Origin of the sequence: Bartonella heixiaziensis (assembly GCF_046245125.2) — a bacterium.
In the GTDB taxonomy this organism is placed as follows: Bacteria; Pseudomonadota; Alphaproteobacteria; order Rhizobiales; family Rhizobiaceae; genus Bartonella; species Bartonella heixiaziensis.
Genome location: NZ_CP176404.1, coordinates 1,038,415 through 1,064,487, shown reverse-complemented (window position 1 = coordinate 1,064,487; position 26,073 = coordinate 1,038,415). Strand labels below are relative to the sequence as shown.

The following is a 26,073-nucleotide window of genomic DNA, read 5'->3' as shown; positions in this document are numbered from 1 at the left end:
TATTTAAGTTTCGCATTTATTTATGTATGACAGTATAAATTTTTAGAGTTATACTTCTGTGATTTAAAGAACTGAAGTGTGAACTGGAGACGTTTTATGGCATCAGCGGCAGAGCAATTTGCTTCCAATATAAACTTCGGTACTTTTTCGCGTGCGACCGAATTAAAGAAACGCATTTGGTTTACCTTAGTAGCGCTTCTTGTGTATCGTTTTGGTACTTATATTTCTCTTCCTGGTATAAATATCGATGCTTTACGGCAAACATTTGAACATCATGCATCTGGTGTTTTGGGATTATTTAATATGTTTGCTGGAGGTGCTGTTGGGCGCATGGCAATTTTTGCCCTAGGAATTATGCCTTATATATCGGCTTCAATTATTGTACAGCTACTAACCTCAATTATCCCTTCTTTGGAAACTCTTAAAAAAGAGGGTGAATTAGGTCGTAAAATTATTAATCAGTATACCCGTTATGTAACAGTTGTGCTGGCGATTTTACAAGCGTTTGGTATCGCGGTTGCACTTGAAACCGGTATAGGAACGGGACTTCAAATTGTTATGGAGCCAGGTTTCATGTTCCGTATTTCTTCTGTTATTACACTTGTTGGTGGAACGATGTTTCTCATGTGGCTTGGTGAGCAAATCACATCACGGGGTGTTGGTAATGGGGTTTCTCTTATTATTTTCACAGGTATTGTCGCTAATCTCCCTTCTACTTTTGCTCAACTTTTGACTGCTCATAGTCAGGCCGATTTATCAACTTTTTTATTAATAGCAATCTTTCTTATTGCGATTTCTGTTATCGCAATTATTGTTTTTGTTGAGCGTGCGCAACGGCGTATCCTTATTCAGTATCCAAAACGTCAAGTTGGTAACCAGATGTTTCAAGGTGACATGTCACATCTTCCCTTAAAGTTGAATACTGCTGGTGTTATTCCACCAATTTTTGCTTCATCTTTGTTATTGTTGCCCGCAACTGTTAATAATTTTTCTGACAAAATGCCACAATGGGTTCAAACTATTTCTTATTCTCTTAGTCATGGACAGCCGCTTTATATGATTGTTTATGCACTTTTGATGGCATTTTTTTGCTTTTTTTATACGGCTATTGTGTTTAATCCAAGTGATACAGCAGATCAATTAAAGAAGCATTCTGGTTTTATTCCAGGGATTCGCCCTGGTGAGCGTACAGCTGAATATATTGATTATGTTTTGACGCGTATTACCGTTGTGGGTGCAATTTATATTATTTTGGTTTGTTTGTTGCCTGAGTTTATGATATCTACGCTACAGGTTCCTTTTTATCTTGGGGGTACTTCCTTGTTGATTGTTGTCACAGTTACGCTTGATACAGTTGCTCAAATTCAGGGACATCTTGTCGCGCACCAATATGAAGGGTTGATTAAAAAATCAAAACTTCGTGGAGGTAAAAGGAAACGATGAGAATTATTCTTTTAGGTCCTCCTGGAGCTGGAAAAGGTACACAAGCTAAGATGTTGACAGAGGAGTATAATATCCCTCAGTTATCAACAGGTGATATGTTACGTGAGGTTATTAGTAAAGAAACGGAAGTTGGTAAAAAAGTTAAGGCTATTATGAATGCGGGTGCTTTAGTCTCTGATAGCATTGTTGATAAAATTGTATCAGATCGGATTGACGAAAGTGACTGCATAAACGGTTTTGTCTTGGATGGATATCCTCGCACAGTAGGACAAGCGGAAGCTTTGCAACGAACTTTGGAGTCAAAAAATATGTGCCTTGATGCTGTTATTGAGCTTATTGTTGATGAAGGTGCGTTGATTGAGCGAATGAAAAAGCGGGTTGAGGAAGCGATAACCGCCGGTTGTGTGGTTCGTTCGGATGACAATCCTGCTGCTTTTGCAAAACGATTGGTAGAATATCGTGAGAAAACAGTGCCCTTATCAAAATTTTATTCTGAGAGGGGATTGTTGAAGAGAATTGATGGAATGATTGGTGTTGTCGAGGTATCGCGCATGATTAGAGAGTTTCTTAAATAAGGTTTTTTTTAGAAATAAAATGAAAAGAGTTGACTTTTGCAGTGAAATCTATCAAAAGCAGCTTTAATTTGTTTCATTAGAATAGTGGGATTCGGAGATTTTTCATGCCGGATCAGTTTTTCTGTAAGGTACATCAGGTATTTTATGGCTAATTGTCAACATAATCAAGGAGAATAGGCGTGGCTCGTATTGCTGGCGTCAATATCCCGACGAATAAGCGTGTAGTTATTGCGCTTCAGTATATCCACGGGATTGGACCAAAATTTGCTCAAGAAATTACTAAAAAGGTTGGTATTCCAGTGGGGCGTCGTGTGCATGAACTTTCTGATGCAGAGGTTTTGCAGATTCGTGAAGCGATAGACCAAGGTTATCAAGTCGAAGGAGATCTTCGTCGTGAAGTTGCTATGAATGTTAAGCGTTTGATGGATCTTGGTTGCTATCGTGGATTACGTCATCGCCGTTCTTTGCCTGTTCGTGGGCAACGTACGCATACAAATGCGCGCACACGTAAAGGACCGGCTAAGGCAATTGCCGGTAAGAAAAAATAATAACCTCTTAAAAAGGATTTTATTATTTTTTAATATCTTATTTTTTGTTGGAGCTTTTTGACAAGAATGAAGTTGGTGGAGCTGCTGATGTTACGGCAGTGAGGAGATCGTTGAAAGGAAGACTATGGCCAAGGAAGCCACACGTGTTCGTCGTCGCGAACGCAAGAATATTTCATCTGGTGTTGTGCATATCAATTCAACATTTAACAATACAATGATTACCATTACAGATGCTCAGGGGAACACAATTGCGTGGTCGTCTGCGGGTGCTCAGGGATTTAAAGGTTCGCGTAAATCTACGCCTTTTGCAGCTCAGGTTGCTGCAGAAGATTGTGCTAGAAAAGCGCAGGAACATGGTATGCGTTCATTAGAAGTTGAGGTTTGTGGTCCTGGGGCGGGGCGCGAGTCAGCTTTGCGTGCATTGCAGTCTGTTGGTTTTGTTATTACTTCTATTCGTGATGTGACACCTATTCCTCATAATGGATGTCGTCCGCGGAAAAGGCGGCGTGTTTAATTGGGTATTGTTTTTCGTTGTCAGAGACTTCTCTGATGTTCACATTGGCCGTTACGATTGAATGGTAGCGGAACTAAAGAACGGGAATAAAAATATGATCCAGAAAAACTGGCAGGAACTCATTAAACCCAATAAGGTTGAGTTTTGTACACATGATAATCCAAATATTTCGAGCTTGATTGCAGAGCCTCTTGAACGTGGTTTTGGTTTGACATTAGGCAATGCACTTCGTCGCGTGTTGTTATCATCGCTTCGTGGTGCTGCAATTACTGCTGTGCAGATTGATGGTGTATTGCATGAATTTTCATCAATTCCGGGTGTTCGTGAAGATGTTACGGATATTATTTTGAATATCAAAGAAATTGCAATTCGTATGCAAGAAGAAGGGCCTAAGCGTGTTGTCGTTTATAAAGAGGGTCCTGGTGTTGTAACAGCTGGAGATATCAAGACTGTTGGGGATATGGAAATTCTGAATCCAGATCATATTATCTGTACTCTTGATGAAGGTGCTGAGATTCGTATGGAATTTATTGTTAATACGGGTAAGGGTTATGTTCCATCTGATCGCAATTGTGCTGATGATGCGCGAATAGGTCTTATTCCAGTTGATAGCCTTTATTCACCAATCCGTAAAGTATCTTATAAAGTAGAGAATACACGTGAAGGTCAAGTTCTGGATTACGATAAATTAACGCTCACGATTGAAACAAACGGTGCTGTTAATGGAGAGGATGCTGTTGCTTTTGCAGCACGTATTCTTCAGGATCAGTTATCTTTATTTATTAATTTTGTGGAGCCACAGAAGGAAGTTGTTGAAGAGTCCGATTCGGAGCTTGCTTTTAATCCTGCGCTCCTCAAAAAAGTGGATGAGTTAGAGCTTTCAGTTCGCTCAGCAAATTGTCTTAAAAACGATAATATTGTTTATATTGGTGATCTCATTCAAAAGACGGAATCTGAAATGCTTCGCACACCGAACTTTGGTCGGAAGTCGTTAAATGAGATTAAAGAAGTTTTGGCGTGTATGGGATTACATCTTGGTATGGAAATTTCTGCATGGCCGCCTGAAAACATTGATGATCTTGCTAAACGTTATGAAGATCAATATTAAAATTAAAATTTAAGGAGAAGGCTTATGCGCCATAGTAAGTCAGGTCGCAAGTTGAACCGGACATCCAGTCACCGTAAAGCGATGTTTGCAAATATGGCGGTTTCGCTGATTGAGCATGAGCAGATTGTGACAACGCTTCCGAAGGCTAAAGAAATTCGTCCTATTGTTGAAAAGTTGGTTACGCTTGGTAAGCGCGGAGGTTTGCACGCGCGTCGACAAGCGATTGCAGCACTTCGTGATGCAGGAAAGGTTGCAAAGTTATTTGATACACTCGCGCCACGTTATGCGACGCGCAACGGTGGGTATTTGCGTATTATGAAAGCAGGGTTTCGTGCCGGTGATAATGCTCCCATGGCTGTTATTGAGTTTGTTGATCGTGATGTTGATGCGAAGGGCGCTGTAGATCATGCGCGTACGGAAAGATCTGCAAATGAAAAGGAAGCTTCTTCATAAAGTATTTTTTCTGTTGGATTTCAAAAAGCCGCTTTTCTAAAGCGGTTTTTTTATGTGCATTTCATAGCCAGTTTTATTCCAAGAGACAAATGTAGAGGGAAGATTACAAAATATTGAATTATTTGATTTTTATAATATCTATTGCTCAAATAAGTTGTTTTTATTCTTAATTATAAATATTAATAGAAATTTCGGGGTTATGAAAGATGATAGGGTTTCTTATCCTCTTGATATTAAAGAGTAGGTTAGTTTTTTAAGGAGCGAGTCATGAGGAATTCTTTTTTGGTGGGGCTTTTTTTTGTGATTGTTGCACAGATATTGCCTCATTGCGCATATGCTCAAATTCCGCAAACACAAAAAGAAATCACTCTTTCATTTGCTCCTTTAGTTAAAAAGACTATTCCGTCTGTTGTAAATATTTATGCAGCACGGCAAATTAGAGCGCGTTCACCCTTTGAAGGTGATCCATTTTTTGAGCAATTTTTTGGTCGTTTTCAAAATAATCGACCTTTACGTACGCAATCGTCATTGGGATCTGGAGTGATTGTTGATGCGCGTGGTTTGATCGTTACCAATTACCACGTTATTAAGGATGCAAGTGAAATTAAAGTTGCTCTTTCTGACGGGCGGGAGTTTGAGAGTAAGGTCATGCTTAAAGATGAAGCTACTGATATTGCTGTGCTTGAAATTGATGCACAGGGTGGGCAATTTCCTACTCTTCCTTTAGGAGATTCTGATACAGTTGAAGTTGGGGATCTTGTTCTTGCAATTGGGAATCCTTTTGGTGTTGGTCAAACGGTTACCAGTGGTATTGTTTCGGCGCAAGCGCGTACACGTGTTGGTATTTCTGATTTTGACTTTTTTATTCAAACAGATGCTGCCATTAATCCAGGGAATTCTGGTGGAGCTTTAATTGATATGAAAGGACAATTAATCGGGATTAATACAGCTATTTATTCACGCTCGGGTGGTTCTGTAGGGATTGGTTTTGCTATTCCGGCAAATCTTGTAAGAGTGATGCTTGATACCGTTAAACGTGGTGAAAAATATTTTGTACCCCCTTATATTGGGGCATCTTTCCAAAATGTTACACCTGACATTGCTGGTGGGTTAGGTTTAAAACGTCCCTATGGTGCTCTTGTCATCGAAGTTAACAAAGATAGTCCTGCTGAAAAAGCTGGTTTAAAAATAGGCGATGTTATTTTGAGTGTGCAAGGGATACGAATTGATAGTCCGGATGGTCTTGGATATCGTTTGATGACGGCTAGTATTGGGGATAGCTTTGTTTTAGAATATTTACGAAATGGAAAAATTTTCAAGACGAAAATATTCATTTCATCAATATCAGAATCCGCATTTTCAAAATCTGAAAAAATTATTGATGAAAGCCCTCTTTCTGGTGCTGAGGTTTTGGATTTAACACCACAAAATAGTCGACGTTTTCGTCTTCCTACATCCGCAAAAGGTGTTGTGATTATTAATCTTGATGAAATGAGCGTTGCAGCGGGAATTTTTCGTTCTGGAGATATCTTGCGTGTTGTTAATGGCCATAAAATTCAAACAGTTGGGCAGTTAAAAAAGATTCTTATGCAACAAGGTCGCCCAAATATGTGGCAATTGGAATATGAGCGTGATGGTATGTATATTCGCCAGTTTATTCGCTGAGGTTTTTTTTGAATAAAGGTTTTTTTACTTCATCGTTTGATTTTCAAGTTAATAAAAATCGACCGCTTGCAGAAAGAATGCGTCCTCGTTGTCTCAAGGATGTAATGGGGCAAGATCACTTGGTTGGAGAAGAGGGCGTGCTTTCGCGTATGGTCGCCGTTGGTTCAATTGGTTCGATGATTTTTTGGGGTCCTCCAGGAACAGGGAAAACAACGGTTGCGCGCTTGTTAGCACTTGAAACAGATTTCGTTTTTGAGCAAGTTTCTGCTATCTTTACCGGAGTTGCTGAACTTAAAAAGATTTTTGAAGGTGCTCAGACTCGTTTTATGTCTGGATGTCAAACACTTTTGTTTGTGGATGAAATTCATCGTTTTAATCGTGCACAGCAGGATAGTTTTCTCCCTGTTATGGAAGATGGTACTATAATTCTTATTGGTGCAACAACTGAGAATCCTTCATTTGAACTTAATGCTGCTCTTCTTTCTCGTGCGCGTGTTTTGACGTTTCTTCCCCATGACAGTGAAAGTTTGAGCATGCTTTTAAAACGTGCTGAAGAAGTGGAGGGAAAGCTTCTCCCCTTAGATGATGATGCCAGAGATGTTTTGATAGGGATGTCTGATGGTGATGCACGGGCAGCGTTAACATTGGCAGAAGAAGTTTGGTGTGTCGCGCGAGCGGGAGAGATATTTGATGCTGTAGCTTTGCAAAAGATTATTCAGCGTCGTGCTCCAATTTATGATAAAGGACGGGAAGGTCATTATAATCTTATTTCAGCGTTACATAAATCAGTTCGTGGATCTGATCCTGATGCTGCGCTTTATTATTTGGCACGTATGTTAGATGCGGGGGAAGATCCTCTCTATATTGGGCGAAGATTGGTCCGTATGGCTGTTGAAGATATCGGCTTGGCAGATCCGCAAGCCCTTGTCATTTGTAATGCGGCAAAAGATGCTTATGATTATTTAGGGTCACCTGAAGGAGAGTTGGCTTTGGCTCAAGCATGTCTTTATGTTGCAACGGCGCCAAAATCTAATGCAACATATCTCGCATATAAGGCAGCACTGCGTTGTGCACGCAAAAATGGTTCTTTGCCTCCTCCACAACATATCCTTAATGCGCCTACAAAATTTATGAAGGAAGAAGGATATGGGCATGGTTATCGTTATGATCATGATGAACCAGATGCTTTTTCTGGACAGGAATATTTTCCTGAAAAACTTGGGCGCCAGATCTATTATCAACCACGAGAACGCGGTTTTGAGCGTGAGATTATGAAGCGTCTTGAGTGGTGGAAAAAATTGCGCAAAAAACGGGGCAATCAAACATAAAATTTTAATTGAAATGAGATTTTTTATTATTCTTGGACTGCTTTTACATCAGTTATATGATTATAATTTTATAAATAATCGGACGCAACGCTTTAAAATCTTATTATTTTTAGAGTGAAATTATCTAAGCAAAAATTCCAAATATGCTTAAAATTCAATTTTAAGAAATGTTGGTTTAATTATGCTTCATAGGCTGCTTTGTAATTATGGTTTTAATTGTGGGATGTCCTGTCATTTTGATTGATAGCAAGTTTTTTGGTTCTCAAGAGCAGAGTATTTATTAAGAGCTATGATCTCTTAGATGCTTATAGAGAAGGATCAGAAGGTTTTGTGTATAAAGCATTGTATTTAAATTTAAATTGTTTCTTTTCTGCAGGAGAGATATAAATATACTAAGCTTCTCTTCTTTATAGGAAGGTATTTTATTGAAGTGTATTTGTATTGTAAGATAAAAAGAAAATTTTACGCATATTTATGAGATGTTGTGGACATCATATCATGATAGAAATGGAAATAGTCTGTGAGAATCTCAATTCAGGGCTTTGGTTAAGTTAAAAGAACAGTGTACACTGGATATTAGGTTGTTATGAATCGGTCAGGGATATAATCGTGGATAAAACAAAAGCGCTCGATGCTGCTCTCTCACAAATTGAACGTTCTTTCGGTAAAGGCTCAATTATGCGTCTTGGGCAAAAAGAGCAGGTTGTTGAAATTGAAACAATCCCAACAGGTTCGTTATCCTTGGATATTGCTTTGGGTGTTGGTGGATTACCGAAAGGGCGTATTGTTGAGATTTATGGACCAGAAAGTTCTGGAAAGACAACACTAGCTCTTCATGCCATTGCTGAGGCACAGAAAATTGGTGGAATTTGTGCTTTTATTGATGCAGAGCATGCTCTTGATCCTATTTATGCACGTAAGCTTGGTGTTGATTTAGAAAATTTGTTCATTTCTCAGCCCGATACTGGTGAACAGGCGTTGGAAATTACAGAAACACTTGTGCGCTCTGGTGCAGTTGATGTACTGGTTGTTGATTCCGTAGCGGCTTTGACGCCACGGGCAGAAATTGATGGTGAAATGGGGGATGCTTTACCTGGATTGCAAGCCCGATTAATGAGTAAAGCGTTACGAAAATTAACAGCAGCAATTTTTCGCTCTAACTGTATGGTTATCTTTATTAACCAAATTCGCATGAAAATCGGTGTGATGTTTGGTTCTCCTGAAACGACAACAGGCGGAAACGCTTTAAAATTTTATGCTTCTGTTCGTTTAGATATTCGCCGCATTGGATCCATTAAAGATAGGGATGCAATCGTTGGTAACCAGACGCGCGTTAAAGTAGTGAAGAATAAATTGGCACCTCCATTCAAACAGGTTGAGTTTGATATTATTTATGGTGAAGGTATTTCCAAAGTAGGCGAATTGATTGATTTGGGTGTCAAAGTTGGCATTGTGGAAAAATCTGGTGCATGGTTTTCTTATAATTCTCAGCGTTTAGGACAGGGGCGTGAGAATGCGAAGCAGTTTTTGCGTGAACATGCGGAAATAGCTGCTGAGATTGAAGCAGCTTTGCGCCAAAATGCTGGTTTGATTGCAATTGAACTGCTAGAAAATGCAGGGTCAGAAAATACAGAAAGCGATGAAACGATGTGATGAATTGCTTGTTTAACAGCCATTCATTCATTTGAAATCTTTCTATTTTTATTTAAAAATTTAAAGTATTGGGACCATTTACTTTTCGATTTTATTGAAAAAGCATTCCACTTTTTGATTAAATTGACTCTACGAGTATAGCAAAGAGGATATTTAATGAGGCGGATTTTGCTTTTATGGTTTTGCGCTGTACTTTACAGGTGACGATATGAATAGTGTTAATAGTATACGGTCAACTTTTCTGGATTTTTTTCATCTTAACGGACATAAAGTTCTTTCTTCTAGCCCTCTTGTTCCACGTAATGATCCTACACTCATGTTTACAAATGCTGGAATGGTGCAGTTTAAAAATGTTTTTACTGGACTTGAACAGCCTCCTTATAAGCAGGCGGTAACGGCACAAAAATGTGTCCGTGCCGGTGGAAAGCATAACGATCTTGATAATGTTGGCTATACGGCGCGCCATCATACATTTTTTGAAATGTTAGGTAATTTTTCTTTTGGTGATTATTTCAAAGAAGAAGCCATTTTTTTTGCGTGGAATCTTTTAACAAAAGAATTTTGTCTTCCAAAAGAGAAATTGTTGGTGACAGTTTATCATAGTGATGATGCCGCTGCTGAACTTTGGCGTAGAATTTCAGGTCTTCCTGATGAAAAAATTGTCCGTATTGCGACGAATGATAATTTTTGGGCGATGGGGGATGTTGGTCCTTGCGGTCCTTGTTCGGAGATTTTTTATGATCATGGTGATAAAATCTGGGGAGGACCACCTGGAAGTGCTAATGAGGATGGTGATCGCTTTGTTGAGATTTGGAATCTGGTCTTCATGCAATATGAGCAGGTGAGTAAGGCAGAGCGTGTTGAATTGCCTCATCCTTCTATTGATACAGGTATGGGATTAGAGCGTATTGCTGCTGTTTTACAGGGCGTTCATGATAATTATGATATTGATCTTTTTCGTGCATTAATCAGTGCATCACAAGAGATAACAGGAGTTGAAGCAACGGGTGATTTTGTTGCGAGCCATCGCGTGATTGCTGATCATCTCCGCTCATGTGCATTTTTGATTGCTGATGGTGTTCTTCCTTCTAATGAAGGTCGAGGATATGTTTTACGTCGTATTATGCGTCGTGCTATGCGTCATGCGCATCTTCTTGGTGCTAAAGAGCCATTGATGTGGCGTCTTTTGCCTGCTTTAATTCGCGAAATGGGACAAGCTTATCCTGAATTAGTGCGTGCTGAATCTTTGATTTCAGAAACTTTAAGGTTAGAAGAAACACGGTTTCGTAAAACTCTTGAACGAGGACTCGGTTTGTTGAATGAAGCAAGTAGCAATCTTCAAGAAGGGGATCATTTTAATGGTGAAGTTGCCTTCAAGCTTTATGATACCTATGGTTTTCCGCTTGATTTAACGCAGGATGTTTTGCGGCGTCGTGGAATATCTGTTGATGTTGATACCTTTGATAAAGCGATGGAACGTCAAAAAGAGGAAGCGCGTGCCAATTGGTCTGGTTCTGGGGAAGCTGTAACAGAAAAGATCTGGTTTTCTGTTCGTGATAAAGTGGGGACCACAGAATTTTTGGGTTATGGAACAGAAACGGCTAAAGGCATTCTTACAGCTCTTGTGTGTGATGGTAAACTCGTTGATAATATTTCTTCAGGTCAGAAAGCTATGCTTGTTGTCAATCAGACACCTTTTTATGGTGAATCTGGTGGGCAAGTTGGTGATAGCGGTATCATTTCTGGTAAAAATTTTATTTTTGAGGTGCATGATACCCAAAGAAAGGGTGATGGTGTTTTTATCCATATTGGGGAGGTGAAATCTGGTCAGGCATCGAGGTCTGATTGTGTAGAATTAACAGTTGATGCTGTTCGTCGTAAGAAAATCTGTGTGAATCATTCTGCTACCCATTTATTACATGAAGCTTTGCGTCAAGTCTTGGGATCTCATGTTACACAAAAAGGTTCTTTGGTATCGCCAGATCGGTTACGTTTTGATTTTTCTCATCCAAAATCCGTTTCATCAGAAGAATTGAAAAAAATAGAAGATTTAGCAAATGATATTGTTTTGCAAAATAGCGTGGTAACAACACAACTTATGCTTGTGGATGATGCCATTTCTGAAGGGGCAAAGGCGTTATTCGGTGAAAAATATGGTGATGAAGTTCGCGTTGTTTCTATGGGAAATCAGCTTGAACCAAGGGAACTAAAGAAGAATTGGTCAATTGAGCTTTGTGGCGGTACACATGTGAAGAGAACAGGGGATATTGGTTTAATTCATATTGTTTCTGAAAGCTCTGTAGCGGCTGGAGTTCGTCGTATCGAAGCTTTAACAGGGACAGCTGCACGCCTCCATCTGAATCGCCAAGATGAGCGAATCCACGAAATTGCTGATCTTTTAAAAACTTCTTCTGCTGATGTAGAAGAACGTGTTCGGATTCTGCTTGATGATCGTCGTAAACTTGACAAAGAATTGAATGATGCACGCAAGAAAATTGCTTTGAATGGTGGGAGCATGAAAAATGGTCAAGAAGATATTACCGTCATCAATGGTATTTCTTTTATGGGGCGTGTTGTGAGAAATATTTCACCACGGGATTTGAAAGCATTCGTAGATTCTGGAAAGAAGCAGATTGGATCTGGGGTAGTCGTTTTCATCTGTGTTTCAGAGGATGGCAAGGGGAGTGCTGCTGTTGGCGTTACTGATGATTTGACGAATAAGTTGAATGCTGTTGATTTGGTGCGTATTGTTTCAGGTGTTCTTGGTGGTCAAGGTGGTGGTGGGCGTCCTGATATGGCGCAGGCTGGTGGACCTGAAGGGAATAAGGCTGATGAAGCACTTGCGGCGTTAAAAGCTTTTCTTGAAGGATAATTTCTGATTTATTACTTGTTTTTTTAGCTTCGAGATTTTTTAAAGAGGGGGAATTTACACTTCTTTCTTCAAGGTTTGGCGGTTATTTTATGATGCCATGGCTTCATGTAATGGAAACACGTTTTCATCTTCTCCTATTGCTGGTTGCTCGATTGTTAAACCGCTAGCTTTTAAGAGTTTGTAGAAGCGTCCGCCTTTGTTGATCAGTTCTTGAAAGCTTCCTTTTTCAATTAAGTGACCATGTTCTAGAAAGAGCACAAGATCAGCATTGCGTATTGTTGAAAGGCGATGTGCTATAATAAAAGTAGTGCGGTTATGACTTATACCTTCAAGGGCATCTTTAACGCGTGCCTCTGTTTCGACATCAAGAGCACTGGTTGCTTCATCTAGAATGAGGATGGGGGCATTTTTTAAAACAGCACGCGCAATTGCTAAGCGTTGTTTTTCTCCACCTGATAATTGAGAACCTCGCTCGCCGACTATTGTGTCATAACGATTGTTTTTTTTCAGAATAAAATCATGCGCTTCTGCTATTTTTGCTGCTTCGTAAAGTTCCTCATCGGTTGCAGTTGCTCTTCCTATCGAGATGTTGTCGTGAATCGTTCGATTGAAAAGGCCAGCGTCTTGAAACACTGTTGCTAAAGATTTGCGTAAAGATTCGCGATTAACAGAGCGTATATTTATTCCATCAATGGAGATATGTCCAAATGTGGGGTCGTACACGCGCTGCAACAAGTTGATTAATGTTGTTTTGCCTGCACCTGTTGGTCCTACAATTGCAACGGTTTGCCCTGCTTTAATTTCAAATGAAATGTCAAAAATACCTTGAGAAGAATTTGGGAATTTATAGGTAACGTGATGAAATTGTATTGCACCCTTAACATTTTGGAGGGAAGGTAAGCTTTCAGGTTCGTTAATATGAAAGGTTGAGTCTTCCATTTCAAAGAATTCTTGTAGTTTTGCTTGTGAAGACGCTGCCAAATTAATAAAACTGCTCATTTGATCCAAACGACTAATCATTAATTGTGCAAATCCAACAAAAGCAACAACTTCACCCACACGTAATTGACCTTTTGCCACAAAAAACGCTCCAAGTAAAAGGACACATACTATTGAAACGGTTGAAGCCATTCGGTTTAGGCCACTTGCCAGCGCCCACCAATTAAGAACAGGGTTTTGTGCTTGAAGAAGATCGTTTGTATGTTGTTTCAGTGCTAAAGCTTCTTCCTTTATTCGGTTATAGCTTTGTACAATGGAAACGTTAGAGATTGAATCACTGACATGTTTACACACATTATGATGATAGCATTCTACAGCGGCTTGTCCGTCTTTTGTTTTTCGCATCACTAGACGTGCAATTAATAGATAGATGATGGCGAGAACAACCAAGACTATTGAAAGGCGCCAATTCATGTTAAAGGCTATGGGGATGAGAGCTAATAACGCCACAAGAGTTGAGAGATGTTGACGCATAAAATCAAGCCATATGGTTGACATGGAGTCTATGGCGCGCAAGAGTGTGTGAAGGGCGTTAGAGGTTCCACGCTGTTGGTGCCAAATTAAGGGCATGGCAATAATACGCTCAAAGGATTCCGTTAAAACAGTCAAACGGCGCCTATGTGCTAAGCGATCAGCGCCACGGGCAACAAGGACATAAGCGATAATATTAGAGAGTCCAAAACATACCCAAATCGTGAGGGTTAGAACAATATCTGACTTTTCAGCAATGGAATCAATGACGCGTCCAAATAAAATAGGTTCTGCAATGGTGATAACAGCCAATATAACATTAGCGGTACAGATTAAAGCAGATGTCTTTTTTTCTCTGCTCAGATAGTTGAGGACACGTGCATAAGTTTTGAATAAGGACACAGATAATATCTCCAATAGCTACCGCAAGTATACAAGGCTATAATTCTTGTAAATACTAATCTTTGAGCTAATAAAATTTAAACAATAAGAAAATGCAATTTTGGATACGGATTGTAATGTGGTGTGATAAAGCCAATTCTATGAGATATAGATTTTTGTGTTTATAAAGATGAGATATAAAAACTGGTAAATAAAATTCATCAATTATATTGGCAAGGGTACTTTCATGGTCGGCGTAGAAGTAAAAAAGGTTGTGACAGATGAAAACGGAATGCGCTTAGATCGCTGGTTTAAAGTGCATTATCCAGGACTCGGGTTTGGGTATTTACAAAAGTTGCTACGTTCTGGTCAGATACGGGTTAATGGTGGACGCGTTAAAGCCGATACGCGTCTTTTAATGGGGCAGTCTGTTCGTGTGCCGCCTTTGCCTGTTAATGACAAAGAGAATTTTCCTGTAACGGATAAAACACTCCGAGGGCAGGATGATGAAGTCGTTTTAAAAAAAATGCTGCTCTATGAAGATTCAAAGGTTTTTGTTTTCAATAAGCCTGCGGGTTTAGCTGTACAAGGTGGCTCTGGCTTGACTCGCCATGTTGATAGTATGCTTGAGGTTTGGCGCAATAAAAAAGGTGAAAAACCACGTTTGGTTCATCGTCTTGATCGTGAAACATCGGGTGTGCTTGTTGTTGCTCGATCAAGGGGGGCTGCACAGGCTTTAACTGCTGCTTTTAGGGCGCGGGAAACGAAAAAAACTTATTGGGCATTGGTACGAGGCGTTCCTAGAAAAAAACAGGATAAAATTTCAACATGGATGGTTAAGGAAGTAACTGAGCAGGGTGATAAAATGCGTGTTTGTGAACATGGTGAGCCAGATTCTAACCATGCAGTTTCCTACTATCGCGTTTTAGATACTAGGGGAAGAACTCTTTCGTGGCTTGAAATGGAACCTTATACGGGAAGAACACATCAACTCCGTGTGCATGCCGCCCATATAGATCACCCTATCATTGGCGATTCAAAATATTTTTTTTCTGATAGTAATTGGGAATTACCAGGGGGAATTCAAAACCGACTTCACCTTCATGCACGTCGTATTCGTATTCCTCATCCTTCAGGAGGGTTATTGGATGTTGTCGCACCTTTACCTCCTCATATGGTACAAAGCTTTAATCTTTTGGCTTTTAATGAGAATGATGGAGAAGCAGAAACGGAATAAGAGAAAAACTTTTACAGTTTGTTCTTTTTGATTTGTGCAAATTTTGTATGATTTAGTAAGGTGTAGTATAACTTGTTATGAGGAGGGCTTTTGCTAAGCTGCCCGCCATTAGAAATTATGTTTTTTAGTTATGAATTCAGCGAATATCATTTACAATTTTTCTACAGTTTCTTTATCATATTATGCCGTAAAACACCGTCGTTTAGGGGATATAGGATATATAAATTTTACACATAAGGTGTGTTTTGTTGTTGGATATATTGACAAATAATGTCAATTGGAGCGCCCCACAGCTACTAGCAAAGAAAGCTGAAAGAGAGCAGATGCTTGTATCACGACGTTGGTTGCTGCAAAGCGCTACGAGCTGAATATTGTCAAAAATTTTGGGCAAGTGCCAATGGCCTTCTTGCTCCACTTGCTAAAGTCAGCTCATCATGAGGCAATCTGAAACACTTCTTTCTATTGTTAACCTAGTTGACAAACTTCGTGTACGCCAAGAACTAGATGGTAGTATTAAAGAGCCAACTTCTGCAGATAGTGATATGATCAATGAATTGATCACTCTGTTGAACCATCATGCAGATATTATTGACGGATTATCTCCGGAGCTTTTAGCTACTACTTCTGATGATTTTAATCAGTGGATGCTCAGCGGTTTAAATACTCCCCCAAAATTTGATAACACTTTGGCTGCATTCAAAGCGCCATTACCAGATTCCCCTCTATTTTTCTTAGTCCCAATGCGTGCTACTAATGGGCCTGATCCAGAAGGATTTCGGCTAGAGTTAGTTACAGGCTACCGTCATGAAACACCTTATCTTGCAGACGCCTCAGAATATACAGAGAATTATGTATCACCGGTTCAATGTATAAAAATGGGAATAGCGTCAAGGGGATTTTTAGAAGGAAATTGTATTGTTCTATTCCCAGAATCTGTGGCTACTACTAAGAAAATTGATAAGCAAGCATTTGCTTTGTTTTTTTTCAGCAAATTCTTTGATATTTACAATGAGCAGACAATCGTGGAAGCTGAACGTTTGCTCGGTCGAGATAGTAAATTCCTATTTGGCCAATTGAGTAGTCGTAACTTATCTAAAGATGATGTTTATGATGTTCGTTGTTTGTGGGGCTATTATCATGACTATGCACATCATACTGGGCCGCGGCCATTAGATAAGAATCTGTATATAAAATAAAATTGGTTTGCAGGTCTTCTAGAAGAAACTAAAGTGGACTTAATTACAGTGCGTATTATGCTACAAAATCGTCCAAAGTTTTGGAAAGAAATATCTGAGTTTGTCCTATTAGAACGCATATTTCGTTATCCAAAAGGTTCTGATCAGCATATGACGTTCGATGCTGGTACAGGTATCTTACTTTTTGAAATATTGATGCGTAATAAAGCATTGATTGAAACGGGGCGAGGTTATCTTCAATTTGATTTGGAGCGTCTTAAAGAAGTAATATCATTGATAATCGTAGATATAGAAGCACTTGAAGCATTGGATGATGACGCTTATTTAGCAGGTGCTAAAGATTATATCCAAAACAACCTTGGGAAACCGAAAACTCCAAAGTCACGATTTAATTTTTCAACATCATATTATGCGCGGCGAGTGATTGGAGGATTAAATCATTGAGTTTTTTAAAAGGACGGTTATTATTATTTACTTTTGTCATTCTAGCGTTGTTTTCCATAAGTTGGTTATTATCTAAGAATTTGGTTAGCAGTATACCGGTAATGCATGCAGTTGGACTTAGGTTGTGTGCTACTGCTGCATCCTTATGGTTGATCGCAGTATTTCGTGAGAAAGCCGTTTTAAGATCATTACCATTGCTTGCAATGATACCTTCTTTTTTAATTCTATCAGTGTTAGGATTCTCGCTGTATTTTGTATGCAGCTTCGGCGCCTTAAAGTCGCTCAAAGCCAGTGATTTAACTATGGTGCTCGCTACTATTCCAGCTATTACCTATATATTAGGTGCGCTGACTAATGGCCTGGAGGTCTCATGGCTGAAGCTTAGTGGTGTGATAGTTGTTAGTGTAGCAGCTGTAGCATTCAATATAAACAGTATAGAGGGTGGATATTATAGCCTGATAGGGGTTAAGTCTTGCTTTAACAGCAGCGCTTTCTTACTCTCTTTATGGCTTGTTGTCTAAACGTTATCTTAAAAATTTACCTTTACTAACGGCACTGGCTTGGATTACTACAATTTCTGCGGCATCATTTATGCCATTATTCATTTTTGATTCTGCCCCACTATTACATCTGAAGTTAGAAGACATACTTAAGATATTGATTTTAGGATCTTTTTTATCGTCACCAGGTTACGTATTGTACCAAAAAGTTTTAGCCGAAGGAGGCGTATTATACGCAAATACTATCGGCGTATTAGCTCCTTTTGCAGTCGTAGCATGTGAATGGATAATCGGCTCGAGCACTTCTCTAAGTGCTATCAAAATAATTGCTATGATTGTAGTTGTTATAGGGATGATACTCTTAATTTATAGACGCATCAAAAGTATCTGGATGGCAACTAAAACAGTGTTTCAAAAATTCTAAATTATAAGGAAAAAATAAAATGAAAAAACTGGCGTTAGTTTGTCAGCGCAATGCAAAACTACCTTTTATATTTGAAGCTGCGAAAGCAGCTAACATCGAATTAGTAATGATTTATGATATCGCTGAAAGTGCACCTATTCAGCTACCTGCGGCAGTAACTTCAACTTGGCAACTTCCTGTTTTTGATAATCCAGAGTTAGCTCTAGATGCTTTTGCAGCTGGAGTGAAAGAACGCAATATTGGTGGGGGTTATGACCCTTTGCGAAAAAGCCATCATATGGACAGCTTTAGCTGCAAAAAAAATCAATACTCCCAGTATTGAGCCAGAAGTAGCGGCATTAACCCGAAACAAATATCTAATGCGTCAAGCTTTTGCTAAAGCAGGGCTGAGAACACCAAGATTTTTTTATATAGATAATCCCGAAGATTTATCACAAGCCCATACTTTAGGCTGGTCGCTAGTCATTAAACCCGTTTCTGGAGCTGGTAGTATAGGTGTAATGTTAGCTAAAAATTCTGAAGAATTTCCTGATCTCATCAAAGCGGTATGGAATGTTCAGCATAAAGATATGGAACGTTTCAACTATAACAATAAATCTTTAGGTTTAGTAGTAGAACAGTATTTACCAGGAAAAGAGTTTGTGGTGGAATGCTTTGTCGATGCAGCAGGTGTGCATGTTTTGGCCGTTGGAGACAAAGGACAACCTGAGGGACCATGGTTCGAAGAAACAATTTATCGTCAACGCCGTGATATAGACGATCCTTTAATTATTGCTTTATGTGAGGCTGCATATTCTGGGGTTAAAGCTCTTGGTATAAACATGGGAGCTGCCCATGTAGAGCTACGCTTAGATGCTAATAACTTACCTTATGTAATTGAGATCGGTGCTCGTATAGGTGGGTCAGGTGTTTCCCATTTTATTGTGGAGCAAGGTACAGGGATTTCATTTGGAAAACTATGTATGAATGCCGCTTTAGCTGAACAAAACTTAGACCTTCCCGATGTACTCCCAGCTGAAAAAGTGGCGGCAAATTACATTATTCCTCTTCGTGGTCATGGAAGGTTTTCCGGATTTTCAGGTCTAGATAAGGTTGCACAGAATCCACTAACTGCTAGAACTATCATTTTCTTTGAAACTGATCATATTTCACCACCTCCACCAGCATTCGGTGGATATCCTGGTTTTATTTTCTCTGTTCATGCCTCAAACGAAGAAGCTTGCGATTATCATAAATGGCTTGATGACACCTTAAGCATCATATGGAAAGGCCACGTTTATCAATAGCTTAATAGATATATTTCCTCTTGTCTTTAACTTTGATATAAATCTCATTGATACAGACAGAGTTCCAATGCGGTTTTCTAAAATTTCGCAAACACTGTGGGCAGCTATGGTGGAATGGAAAATTTTTTCAAATTCAACATATTCAGTTTTTAAATTAAGACAAATACTTAAAAAATATTTTAATTGTTGTTGCTGAATATAAAAACAAGGCATTCATCATTTTCTTGTTTGTGAAATAGACATGAAATATACTCTTAAATCAAATTGATGCTGGTAAGATTTTTCCTTCTTTAGAGCGGGCAAGCAGGTCTAATTAAACCTCATTGAAATACACAAAACCTTGAAAATCAGTCGATTTTTGAAAATATCAGAGGACAACATTAAATAACATGCGTGAAATTTTGCATCATTTTGATAGGCCATTTAGTAAAAATAACTCCATTCAGAAGGCTCAGAATCTTTCATGCCAGTCACTCCCTAAACGATTTTATAAAGAAGTGAAGATCGCTTGCGAGGAGGGGGGATTTTCTCTCTTATTGGATGGATATCCAGTTAAAACGCCGGCAAGGCGCCCTTTTCTTGTGCCAAAAGAAGCATGTGCTGTATTAGTAGCACGGGAGTTTGAAAGCCAAAAACAAGTTATTGATCCAGTAAAAATGCCAATTACGCGTCTTGTTAACACTGTTATTGATGGCGTAGCTGACGATATGCAAGTTATTTTCGAAGATTTATTGCGTTTTGTTGCATGCGATATGATTTTTTATCGTGCACAAACACCGAAAGAGCTTGTGCAACGACAATGTGAACAGTGGGATCCATTACTTGATTGGGCAGAAGAAAAACTTGACGCACGTTTTCATCTGACGGAAGGTCTTATGCATATTGAACAACCGTGGGAGGCCATTCAAGCGGTGAGTCATTATTTACGTAAGATACACTCCCCTTATATTCTTGCCGCGCTTCATATGATGACAACTTTAACAGGATCAGCTCTTATTGCTCTCGCTTTTACTGCTGGAAAAATAAATTCCGATCGTGCTTGGGATATTGCGCATTTGGATGAAAATTGGATGACGGAACAATGGGGAACTGATGAGGAAGCAATGGCGCGTAGAAATCATAAAAAAGCTGAATTTAACGCAGCAACTGTAATTATTACGACTTTTTTGTCGGAATAAATAACAATTGAAGCAATAACTTATTTTAATAGTAAGAGATGTTTTTATTATTAATTTACTTACGTTTTTGTAGTTTGTTATCGCATCTAGGATGAATTTTTGCGATTGGCATACTTTGAGTAATTTTTTTCTATTCTAGGAAATGCTTCATCGGTTATATTTACAGTTGCTTCATATTGTCGCAAATAAAATACCATTGATGTTGTAAAGAAGAGCAATCTCGCTTTGAATAGAGTGTTTTTTCTAGTATTTGTAGTGGTTATCAATTCTCTAGGGTAAAATCAGGGAGTATATCATTATCAGGTTTGCCTCTGCTTTTTTTCTTTTGGTTTCTTTGGATATCTCCAATCTTACAATTTTTTGCCAATGGGGCGCTATTTGGCTTTTCATAATTTGTTAGAGTTTTGATTTACTATTTTTGGGGGTCGGTTAGGCTATCGATGTGATAAGTGAGGAGGCATAAGTATATAAAATGGCATCTGCCTCTTGAAACACTTTACTGTAAGCAGATGGCGATTTTTCAAGGGATATAAGTTTTAACTGGTATAGGTTTGGACTGCTGATTAATTAAAGGCAAGGCATAAAAGAGGAAAAAATGAAACGAATTTGCAATCTTGGAAATCTTATTGTCTTGGATATAGTCAATTCAATTTATAAAGAAAAAGCAAATCGGAAAAATGCTCATTGTGTTCTTGGGGGGGGAGAATGCCACACAAAATGGAGATTCTTCATCTCCATTTTTAAATTGAAAAGAATAGCTTATTCTTTAAACAGAATAGTACATATCGAATTCGACAGGATGTGGGGTTGTTTCATAACGTAAAACTTCTTGCATTTTCAATTCAATAAAAGAATTAATTTGATCGTCGTCAAAGACATCCCCTGCTTTAAGAAAGCTACGATCTTCATCCAGCGCTTCAAGAGCTTCGCGCAGATTGCCTGATACTGTAGGGATTTCTTTGAGCTCTTTGGGGGGCAGGTCATAAAGATCTTTATCCATAGCCTGTCCAGGATGGATTTTATTTTTAATACCATCAAGACCAGCCATTAAGAGTGCCGAAAATGCTAAATACGGATTTGCTGTTGGATCTGGAAAACGCACTTCTACGCGTTTTGAATTTGGTGAAGAACTCATTGGAATACGGCAGGAGGCAGAACGATTGCGTGCAGAATAAGCAAGCAAGACAGGAGCTTCATAACCAGGAACCAAACGCTTATAAGAATTGGTGGATGGATTGGTGAAGGCATTGATTGCCTTTGCGTGTTTAATAATACCACCGATAAAGAAGAGACAGGTTTCCGATAGTCCAGCATATTCATTTCCAGCGAAGATAGGTTTGCCATCTTTCCAAATAGACATGTGAACATGCATGCCTGAGCCGTTATCACCAAAAACTGGTTTTGGCATGAAAGTTGCTGTTTTTCCGTAGCTGTTTGCTATTTGATGCACAACATATTTAAAAATTTGCATTTTATCAGCTTCGCGAATGAGAGTATCAAAACGAATGCCCAATTCATGTTGTGCTGCTGCCACTTCATGATGGTGTTTTTCAACATGGACGCCCATCTCTTTTAGTGCTGTGAGCATTTCAGAACGCATGTCTTGGCAGGAATCAATCGGAGGAACCGGAAAATAACCGCCCTTCATCCGCGGACGGTGACCCAAATTACCACTCTCATATTCAGTGTCATCATTCGATGGAAGTTCACTTGAATCGAGTCTAAACCCAGTGTTGTAAGGATCAGTCTTATAGCGCACATCATCAAAGATAAAAAATTCTGCTTCCGGACCTACATTGATTGTATCTCCAATGCCTAAAGATTTCATATAAACTTCAGCTCTTTTAGCGATAGAACGAGGATCCCTACGATAGAATTCTCCAGAAACAGGATCAAGTACGTCACAAAATATGACTAAAGTAGATTGAGCAAAAAAAGGATCAATATGGGCTGTGTCTGGATCTGGCATCAATGCCATGTCAGATTCATTAATTGTTTTCCATCCGCAAATTGAAGAACCATCAAACATAACACCATCGCTAAATGTATCCTCGCTGATTTCTGCAATGTCCATTGTAACGTGATGCAACTTTCCTCGTGGGTCAGTAAAGCGTAAATCGACAAAACGTACGTCATTGTCTGCAATCTGTTTGAGAATATCTGATGCGGTTGTCATATTGAATTTCCTTATTGGACTGAGGTGGATAAAAAAGGTGAAAAACTTTGTGAACATTAAAGGGCATCGATGCCAGATTCGCTAGTACCGATACGAATAGCCTCATCGATAGAGGAAACAAATATCTTTCCATCTCCTATATGTTTTGTTTGAGCTGCCTTACGTATTGTGTCAACGACTTCTTTCAATTTTTCATCGGCAACGACAATTTCAATTTTTACTTTGGGTAGAAAATCAACAACATATTGAGCACCGCGATAAAGTTCTGTATGTCCTTTTTGACGGCCAAAGCCCTTTGCTTCTGTTACAGTAAGACCATGTAATCCAATTTTTTGAAGCGCTTCTTTCACTTCATCAAGTTTGAAAGGTTTTATAATGGCTTCAATTTTTTTCATACTGAAATTATCTCCAACGTTATTTTGCCTTTTTAGACTGCACCATATTATATTGACAACTGTGATATGTGCCAACAGATACTTTCTACACGGAAAAGTCAAAAATTATGTCCTTGTGTGCTCTTTTTGAAAAGATTTTTTTGTCGTATAGGATGGAGCGCTGTTGTTTTAGGAGGAAAAGGATGCAAGGCTTATGAAATATCAAAATGATACAATAAGAGATCTTTTGCTTTCTTTTTTCTTATTATATCATAAATACATAATATATGTATTTTGTAATTTGAAGACTCTTTTAAGAAGTAGGATTATATAAAGGTCGGCGTAGCAAAATTTCTTTCAAAAACTTTCCAGTATAGGAAGTGGGAATATTGATGATATCTTCAGGCCGCCCAACTGCAACAATTTCGCCACCACCATCCCCGCCTTCTGGTCCTAAGTCAATAATCCAGTCGGCTGTTTTTATGACTTCAAGATTATGCTCAATGACGGCGACTGTATTGCCTTGTTCAACGAGTTCATGTAGCACTTCAAGAAGTTTAGAAATATCGTGAAAATGAAGACCCGTTGTTGGTTCGTCCAAAATGTAAAGTGTCTGCCCGGTTGTTTTGCGTGAAAGCTCTTTTGCAAGTTTTACACGTTGGGCCTCCCCACCAGAAAGCGTCGTAGCTTGCTGTCCTACTTTGATATAACCAAGGCCAACTTTGATGAGGGTCTTCATTTTGTTGTGAACCGCGGGAACAGTTTGAAAAAAATCCTCTGCTTTTTCGATTGTCATATCGAGGACATCGGCTATAGATTTTCCTTTGAATTTTACTTCTAACGTTTCTCGATTATAACGTTTTCCTTGGCATACATCGCAAGTAACATAGACATCAGGCAAAAAGTGCATTTCAATTTTGATAACTCCATCTCCTTGGCACGCTTCGCAGCGGCCTCCCTTAACATTAAATGAAAACCGTCCTGCGTGATAACCGCGGGCCTTTGATTCTGGAAGTTCGGCAAACCACTCACGAATTGGGGTAAAGGCGCCTGTATAGGTCGCTGGATTCGAGCGTGGAGTTCGTCCAATGGGGGATTGGTTTATATCGATAACTTTATCAAGAAATTCTAATCCTTTAATTTTGTCGTAGCTTGCGGGATTTTGATGACTTCCCATGATATGGCGTGATGCGGCTTTGAAAATGGTTTCAATGAGAAATGTTGATTTTCCTCCTCCTGAAACGCCAGTTACGCAAGTGAAGGTCCCAAGAGGGATATTAGCGCTGATGTTTTTAAGATTATTACCTCGAGCACCAATTATTTTGAGTGTTTTTGATTTCGATATTTTTCGTCGTTGAGGAGGAATGGTCACGGCCATTTTTCCCAAGAGATATTGGCCTGTGAGAGAGGATGGGTTTTTCATAATTTCTTGTGGGGTGCCTTGAGCTATGATTTCACCACCATGAACGCCCGCGGCTGGACCAATATCAACGACATAGTCTGCACTAAGAATGGCATCTTCATCATGTTCAACAACGATAACTGTATTGCCAAGGTCACGCAGATGACGCAGCATTTTCAAGAGACGTTCATTATCACGTTGGTGTAAACCGATGGATGGTTCATCTAAGATATAAAGGACCCCTGTAAGACCAGAGCCAATCTGAGATGCTAATCGAATACGTTGACTTTCCCCCCCTGAAAGAGTGCCGGAACTTCGAGATAAGGTAAGATATTCAAGTCCTACATGGTTTAAAAAAGCTAAGCGTTCACGAATTTCTTTTAAAATACGAACCGCTATATTTCGTTGTTTTTCAGTAAGATATTGATGAATGTTAGCAAACCAATAATCTGCTTTTGAGATGGAAAGCTCTGATATTTGTCCAATATGCATTCCGTTGATTTTGACAGCGAGTGCTTCTGGTTTTAAACGATAACCATGGCAGGCTGGACAAGGGGAAGAAAACATATAACGCTCGATTTCTTCACGTGACAAAGTAGAATCAGTTTCTTTCCATCGCCGTTCCATATTCGGGATAACACCTTCAAAGTATTGGGACGGTGTTTGTGCGCTTATATCATTTTTATAGGCAAAGGTCTTTCCTTTTCTTTTTGTGCCATAGAGAATAGCATCTTGCGCTTCATCTGAAAGTGTGCACCATTTATCTGTAAGTTTAAATCCATAAGTGTTGCCCAATGCCTCTAAGATTTTGTTATAGAAGGGTGAGGATGACTTAGCCCAAGGGGCAATTGCTCCCGCCTTTAAAGTGAGATTCTCATTTGGTACGATACTTTTAGGATCGATTGCTTTTTTCGTGCCAAGTCCATCGCAAAGAGGGCAAGCGCCAAAAGGGCTATTAAATGAAAAGAGTCGTGGTTCAATTTCAGGGATAGAAAATCCAGAGATAGGGCAAGAAAATTTCTCTGAGAAAATAAGTCGTTTGTGTGTTTCATTTTTTGATTTATTGGCAGATTCCTTTGAGGTTTCTTTTTGTTTTAAAGGTTGGTCTGCCATTTCAGCAACTGCAAGCCCATTTGCTAGCTTTAAACAGGTTTCTATACTGTCTGCTAAGCGAGGAGCAATGTCATTACGGACAACAATACGGTCCACCACTACATCTATGTCATGTTTATACTTTTTATCAAGAGGAGGAATATCAGGAATTTCATAGAAATTTCCATCAACTTTAGCACGTTGAAACCCTTTTTTTAAAAGTTCTGTTAGCTCTTTTTTATATTCTCCTTTTCGCCCTCGGACGAGAGGTGCCATAATAAAAATCCGGGTTCCTTCTGGTAAGCCCATAATTTGGTCGACCATTTGGCTTACGGTCTGGCTTTCAATAGGAAGCCCAGTAGCTGGAGAATGAGGAACACCAATACGCGCAAAGAGAAGGCGCATATAGTCGTAGATTTCAGTGACAGTGCCTACCGTTGAACGAGGATTGCGGCTGGTTGTTTTTTGTTCAATGGAGATAGCTGGTGAAAGGCCGTCTATTCGGTCGACATCTGGTTTTTGCATCACTTCTAGAAATTGACGTGCGTAAGCAGACAAGCTTTCAACATAGCGACGTTGACCTTCGGCGTAAAGTGTATCAAAAGCCAAGGATGATTTCCCTGATCCAGAAAGTCCCGTAATAACAATCAGTTTGTCTCGCGGGAGATCGAGATCAATATTTTTAAGGTTATGTTCACGTGCGCCGCGAATGGAGATGTATTTCTGATGGGTCATGTCTATCCTTGGCATATGT

General features: G+C 39.3%; 22 protein-coding genes. 18 read left to right on the top strand and 4 right to left on the bottom strand.

Going from position 1 to position 26,073, the window contains the following annotated elements; all coding sequences use genetic code 11:
* Positions 1-96 precede the first annotated feature (96 nt).
* The 10 genes from secY (at position 97) to alaS (ending at position 12,159) form a co-directional block, all read left to right on the top strand.
* Positions 97-1,443: a preprotein translocase subunit SecY gene (secY, locus tag ACKC4Y_RS04615; RefSeq protein ID WP_409362147.1), complete on the top strand. Its 1,347-nt coding sequence runs from the start codon at positions 97-99 to the stop codon at positions 1,441-1,443.
* A complete protein-coding gene (locus ACKC4Y_RS04610; protein WP_409360663.1) occupies positions 1,440-2,018 on the top strand; it encodes an adenylate kinase in 579 nt (192 codons plus the stop codon). The genes secY and ACKC4Y_RS04610 overlap by 4 nt, the downstream gene beginning before the upstream one ends.
* A gap of 179 nt (positions 2,019-2,197) precedes the next feature.
* Positions 2,198-2,566, top strand: coding sequence for a 30S ribosomal protein S13 (rpsM, locus tag ACKC4Y_RS04605; protein ID WP_409360662.1), 369 nt, complete (start codon positions 2,198-2,200; stop codon positions 2,564-2,566).
* 124 nt (positions 2,567-2,690) lie between these two features.
* Complete coding sequence (rpsK, locus tag ACKC4Y_RS04600) at positions 2,691-3,080, top strand: 30S ribosomal protein S11 (protein ID WP_409360661.1); 390 nt, start codon at positions 2,691-2,693, stop codon at positions 3,078-3,080.
* A gap of 94 nt (positions 3,081-3,174) precedes the next feature.
* The gene (locus ACKC4Y_RS04595) at positions 3,175-4,188 is read left to right on the top strand and encodes a DNA-directed RNA polymerase subunit alpha (protein ID WP_409360660.1); all 1,014 of its coding nucleotides are present in this window, start codon (positions 3,175-3,177) and stop codon (positions 4,186-4,188) included.
* 24 nt (positions 4,189-4,212) lie between these two features.
* On the top strand, positions 4,213-4,641 hold the full coding sequence (gene rplQ / locus ACKC4Y_RS04590) for a 50S ribosomal protein L17 (protein WP_409360659.1): 429 nt from the start codon (positions 4,213-4,215) through the stop codon (positions 4,639-4,641).
* A 267-nt stretch (positions 4,642-4,908) separates the two neighbouring features.
* Positions 4,909-6,306: a DegQ family serine endoprotease gene (locus ACKC4Y_RS04585; protein WP_409360658.1), complete on the top strand. Its 1,398-nt coding sequence runs from the start codon at positions 4,909-4,911 to the stop codon at positions 6,304-6,306.
* 8 nt (positions 6,307-6,314) lie between these two features.
* The gene (locus ACKC4Y_RS04580) at positions 6,315-7,634 is read left to right on the top strand and encodes a replication-associated recombination protein A (protein WP_409360657.1); all 1,320 of its coding nucleotides are present in this window, start codon (positions 6,315-6,317) and stop codon (positions 7,632-7,634) included.
* Positions 7,635-8,243: 609 nt separating this feature from the next.
* Positions 8,244-9,287, top strand: a complete 1,044-nt coding sequence (gene recA, locus ACKC4Y_RS04575; RefSeq protein ID WP_004855677.1) for a recombinase RecA — start codon at positions 8,244-8,246, stop codon at positions 9,285-9,287.
* Between the two features lie 208 nt (positions 9,288-9,495).
* Positions 9,496-12,159, top strand: a complete 2,664-nt coding sequence (gene alaS / locus ACKC4Y_RS04570) for an alanine--tRNA ligase (RefSeq protein WP_409360656.1) — start codon at positions 9,496-9,498, stop codon at positions 12,157-12,159.
* Positions 12,160-12,246: 87 nt separating this feature from the next.
* Here alaS and ACKC4Y_RS04565 read toward each other — a convergent pair whose 3' ends face one another.
* Positions 12,247-14,031 carry a glucan ABC transporter ATP-binding protein/ permease gene (locus ACKC4Y_RS04565; protein ID WP_409362119.1) on the bottom strand — a complete coding sequence of 595 codons (1,785 nt, stop codon included), beginning with the start codon at positions 14,029-14,031 and terminating at the stop codon, positions 12,247-12,249.
* Positions 14,032-14,257: 226 nt separating this feature from the next.
* Here ACKC4Y_RS04565 and ACKC4Y_RS04560 point away from each other — a divergent pair, with 226 nt between their 5' ends.
* The 8 genes from ACKC4Y_RS04560 (at position 14,258) to ACKC4Y_RS04525 (ending at position 20,275) form a co-directional block, all read left to right on the top strand.
* The gene (locus ACKC4Y_RS04560) at positions 14,258-15,247 is read left to right on the top strand and encodes an RluA family pseudouridine synthase (protein WP_409362118.1); all 990 of its coding nucleotides are present in this window, start codon (positions 14,258-14,260) and stop codon (positions 15,245-15,247) included.
* Positions 15,248-15,681: 434 nt separating this feature from the next.
* Entirely contained in the window at positions 15,682-16,443 is a 762-nt protein-coding gene (locus ACKC4Y_RS04555) for a DUF6421 family protein (protein ID WP_409362117.1), read from the top strand.
* Positions 16,444-16,476: 33 nt separating this feature from the next.
* Positions 16,477-16,887, top strand: coding sequence for a hypothetical protein (locus ACKC4Y_RS04550; protein WP_409362116.1), 411 nt, complete (start codon positions 16,477-16,479; stop codon positions 16,885-16,887).
* Positions 16,884-17,408 (top strand): EamA family transporter, encoded by a 525-nt coding sequence (locus ACKC4Y_RS04545; RefSeq protein WP_409362115.1) that lies wholly within the window; start codon positions 16,884-16,886, stop codon positions 17,406-17,408. The genes ACKC4Y_RS04550 and ACKC4Y_RS04545 overlap by 4 nt, the downstream gene beginning before the upstream one ends.
* Entirely contained in the window at positions 17,401-17,811 is a 411-nt protein-coding gene (locus ACKC4Y_RS04540; protein ID WP_447582417.1) for an EamA family transporter, read from the top strand. Before ACKC4Y_RS04545 ends, ACKC4Y_RS04540 begins: the two co-directional genes overlap by 8 nt.
* A 19-nt stretch (positions 17,812-17,830) precedes the next feature.
* Positions 17,831-18,133: a hypothetical protein gene (locus ACKC4Y_RS04535; protein WP_409362113.1), complete on the top strand. Its 303-nt coding sequence runs from the start codon at positions 17,831-17,833 to the stop codon at positions 18,131-18,133.
* On the top strand, positions 18,063-19,097 hold the full coding sequence (locus ACKC4Y_RS04530) for an ATP-grasp domain-containing protein (protein ID WP_409362112.1): 1,035 nt from the start codon (positions 18,063-18,065) through the stop codon (positions 19,095-19,097). Before ACKC4Y_RS04535 ends, ACKC4Y_RS04530 begins: the two co-directional genes overlap by 71 nt.
* A gap of 389 nt (positions 19,098-19,486) precedes the next feature.
* Positions 19,487-20,275, top strand: a complete 789-nt coding sequence (locus ACKC4Y_RS04525; protein ID WP_409362111.1) for an ATP12 family chaperone protein — start codon at positions 19,487-19,489, stop codon at positions 20,273-20,275.
* Positions 20,276-21,041: 766 nt separating this feature from the next.
* On the opposite strand, the gene glnA is transcribed toward ACKC4Y_RS04525, so the two are convergent.
* The 3 genes from glnA to uvrA form a co-directional block, all read right to left on the bottom strand.
* On the bottom strand, positions 21,042-22,451 hold the full coding sequence (gene glnA, locus ACKC4Y_RS04520; protein WP_409362110.1) for a type I glutamate--ammonia ligase: 1,410 nt from the start codon (positions 22,449-22,451) through the stop codon (positions 21,042-21,044).
* A 56-nt stretch (positions 22,452-22,507) separates the two neighbouring features.
* Complete coding sequence (locus ACKC4Y_RS04515; RefSeq protein ID WP_409362109.1) at positions 22,508-22,846, bottom strand: P-II family nitrogen regulator; 339 nt, start codon at positions 22,844-22,846, stop codon at positions 22,508-22,510.
* Positions 22,847-23,138: 292 nt separating this feature from the next.
* Positions 23,139-26,054: an excinuclease ABC subunit UvrA gene (gene uvrA / locus ACKC4Y_RS04510; protein WP_409362108.1), complete on the bottom strand. Its 2,916-nt coding sequence runs from the start codon at positions 26,052-26,054 to the stop codon at positions 23,139-23,141.
* Positions 26,055-26,073 lie beyond the last annotated feature (19 nt).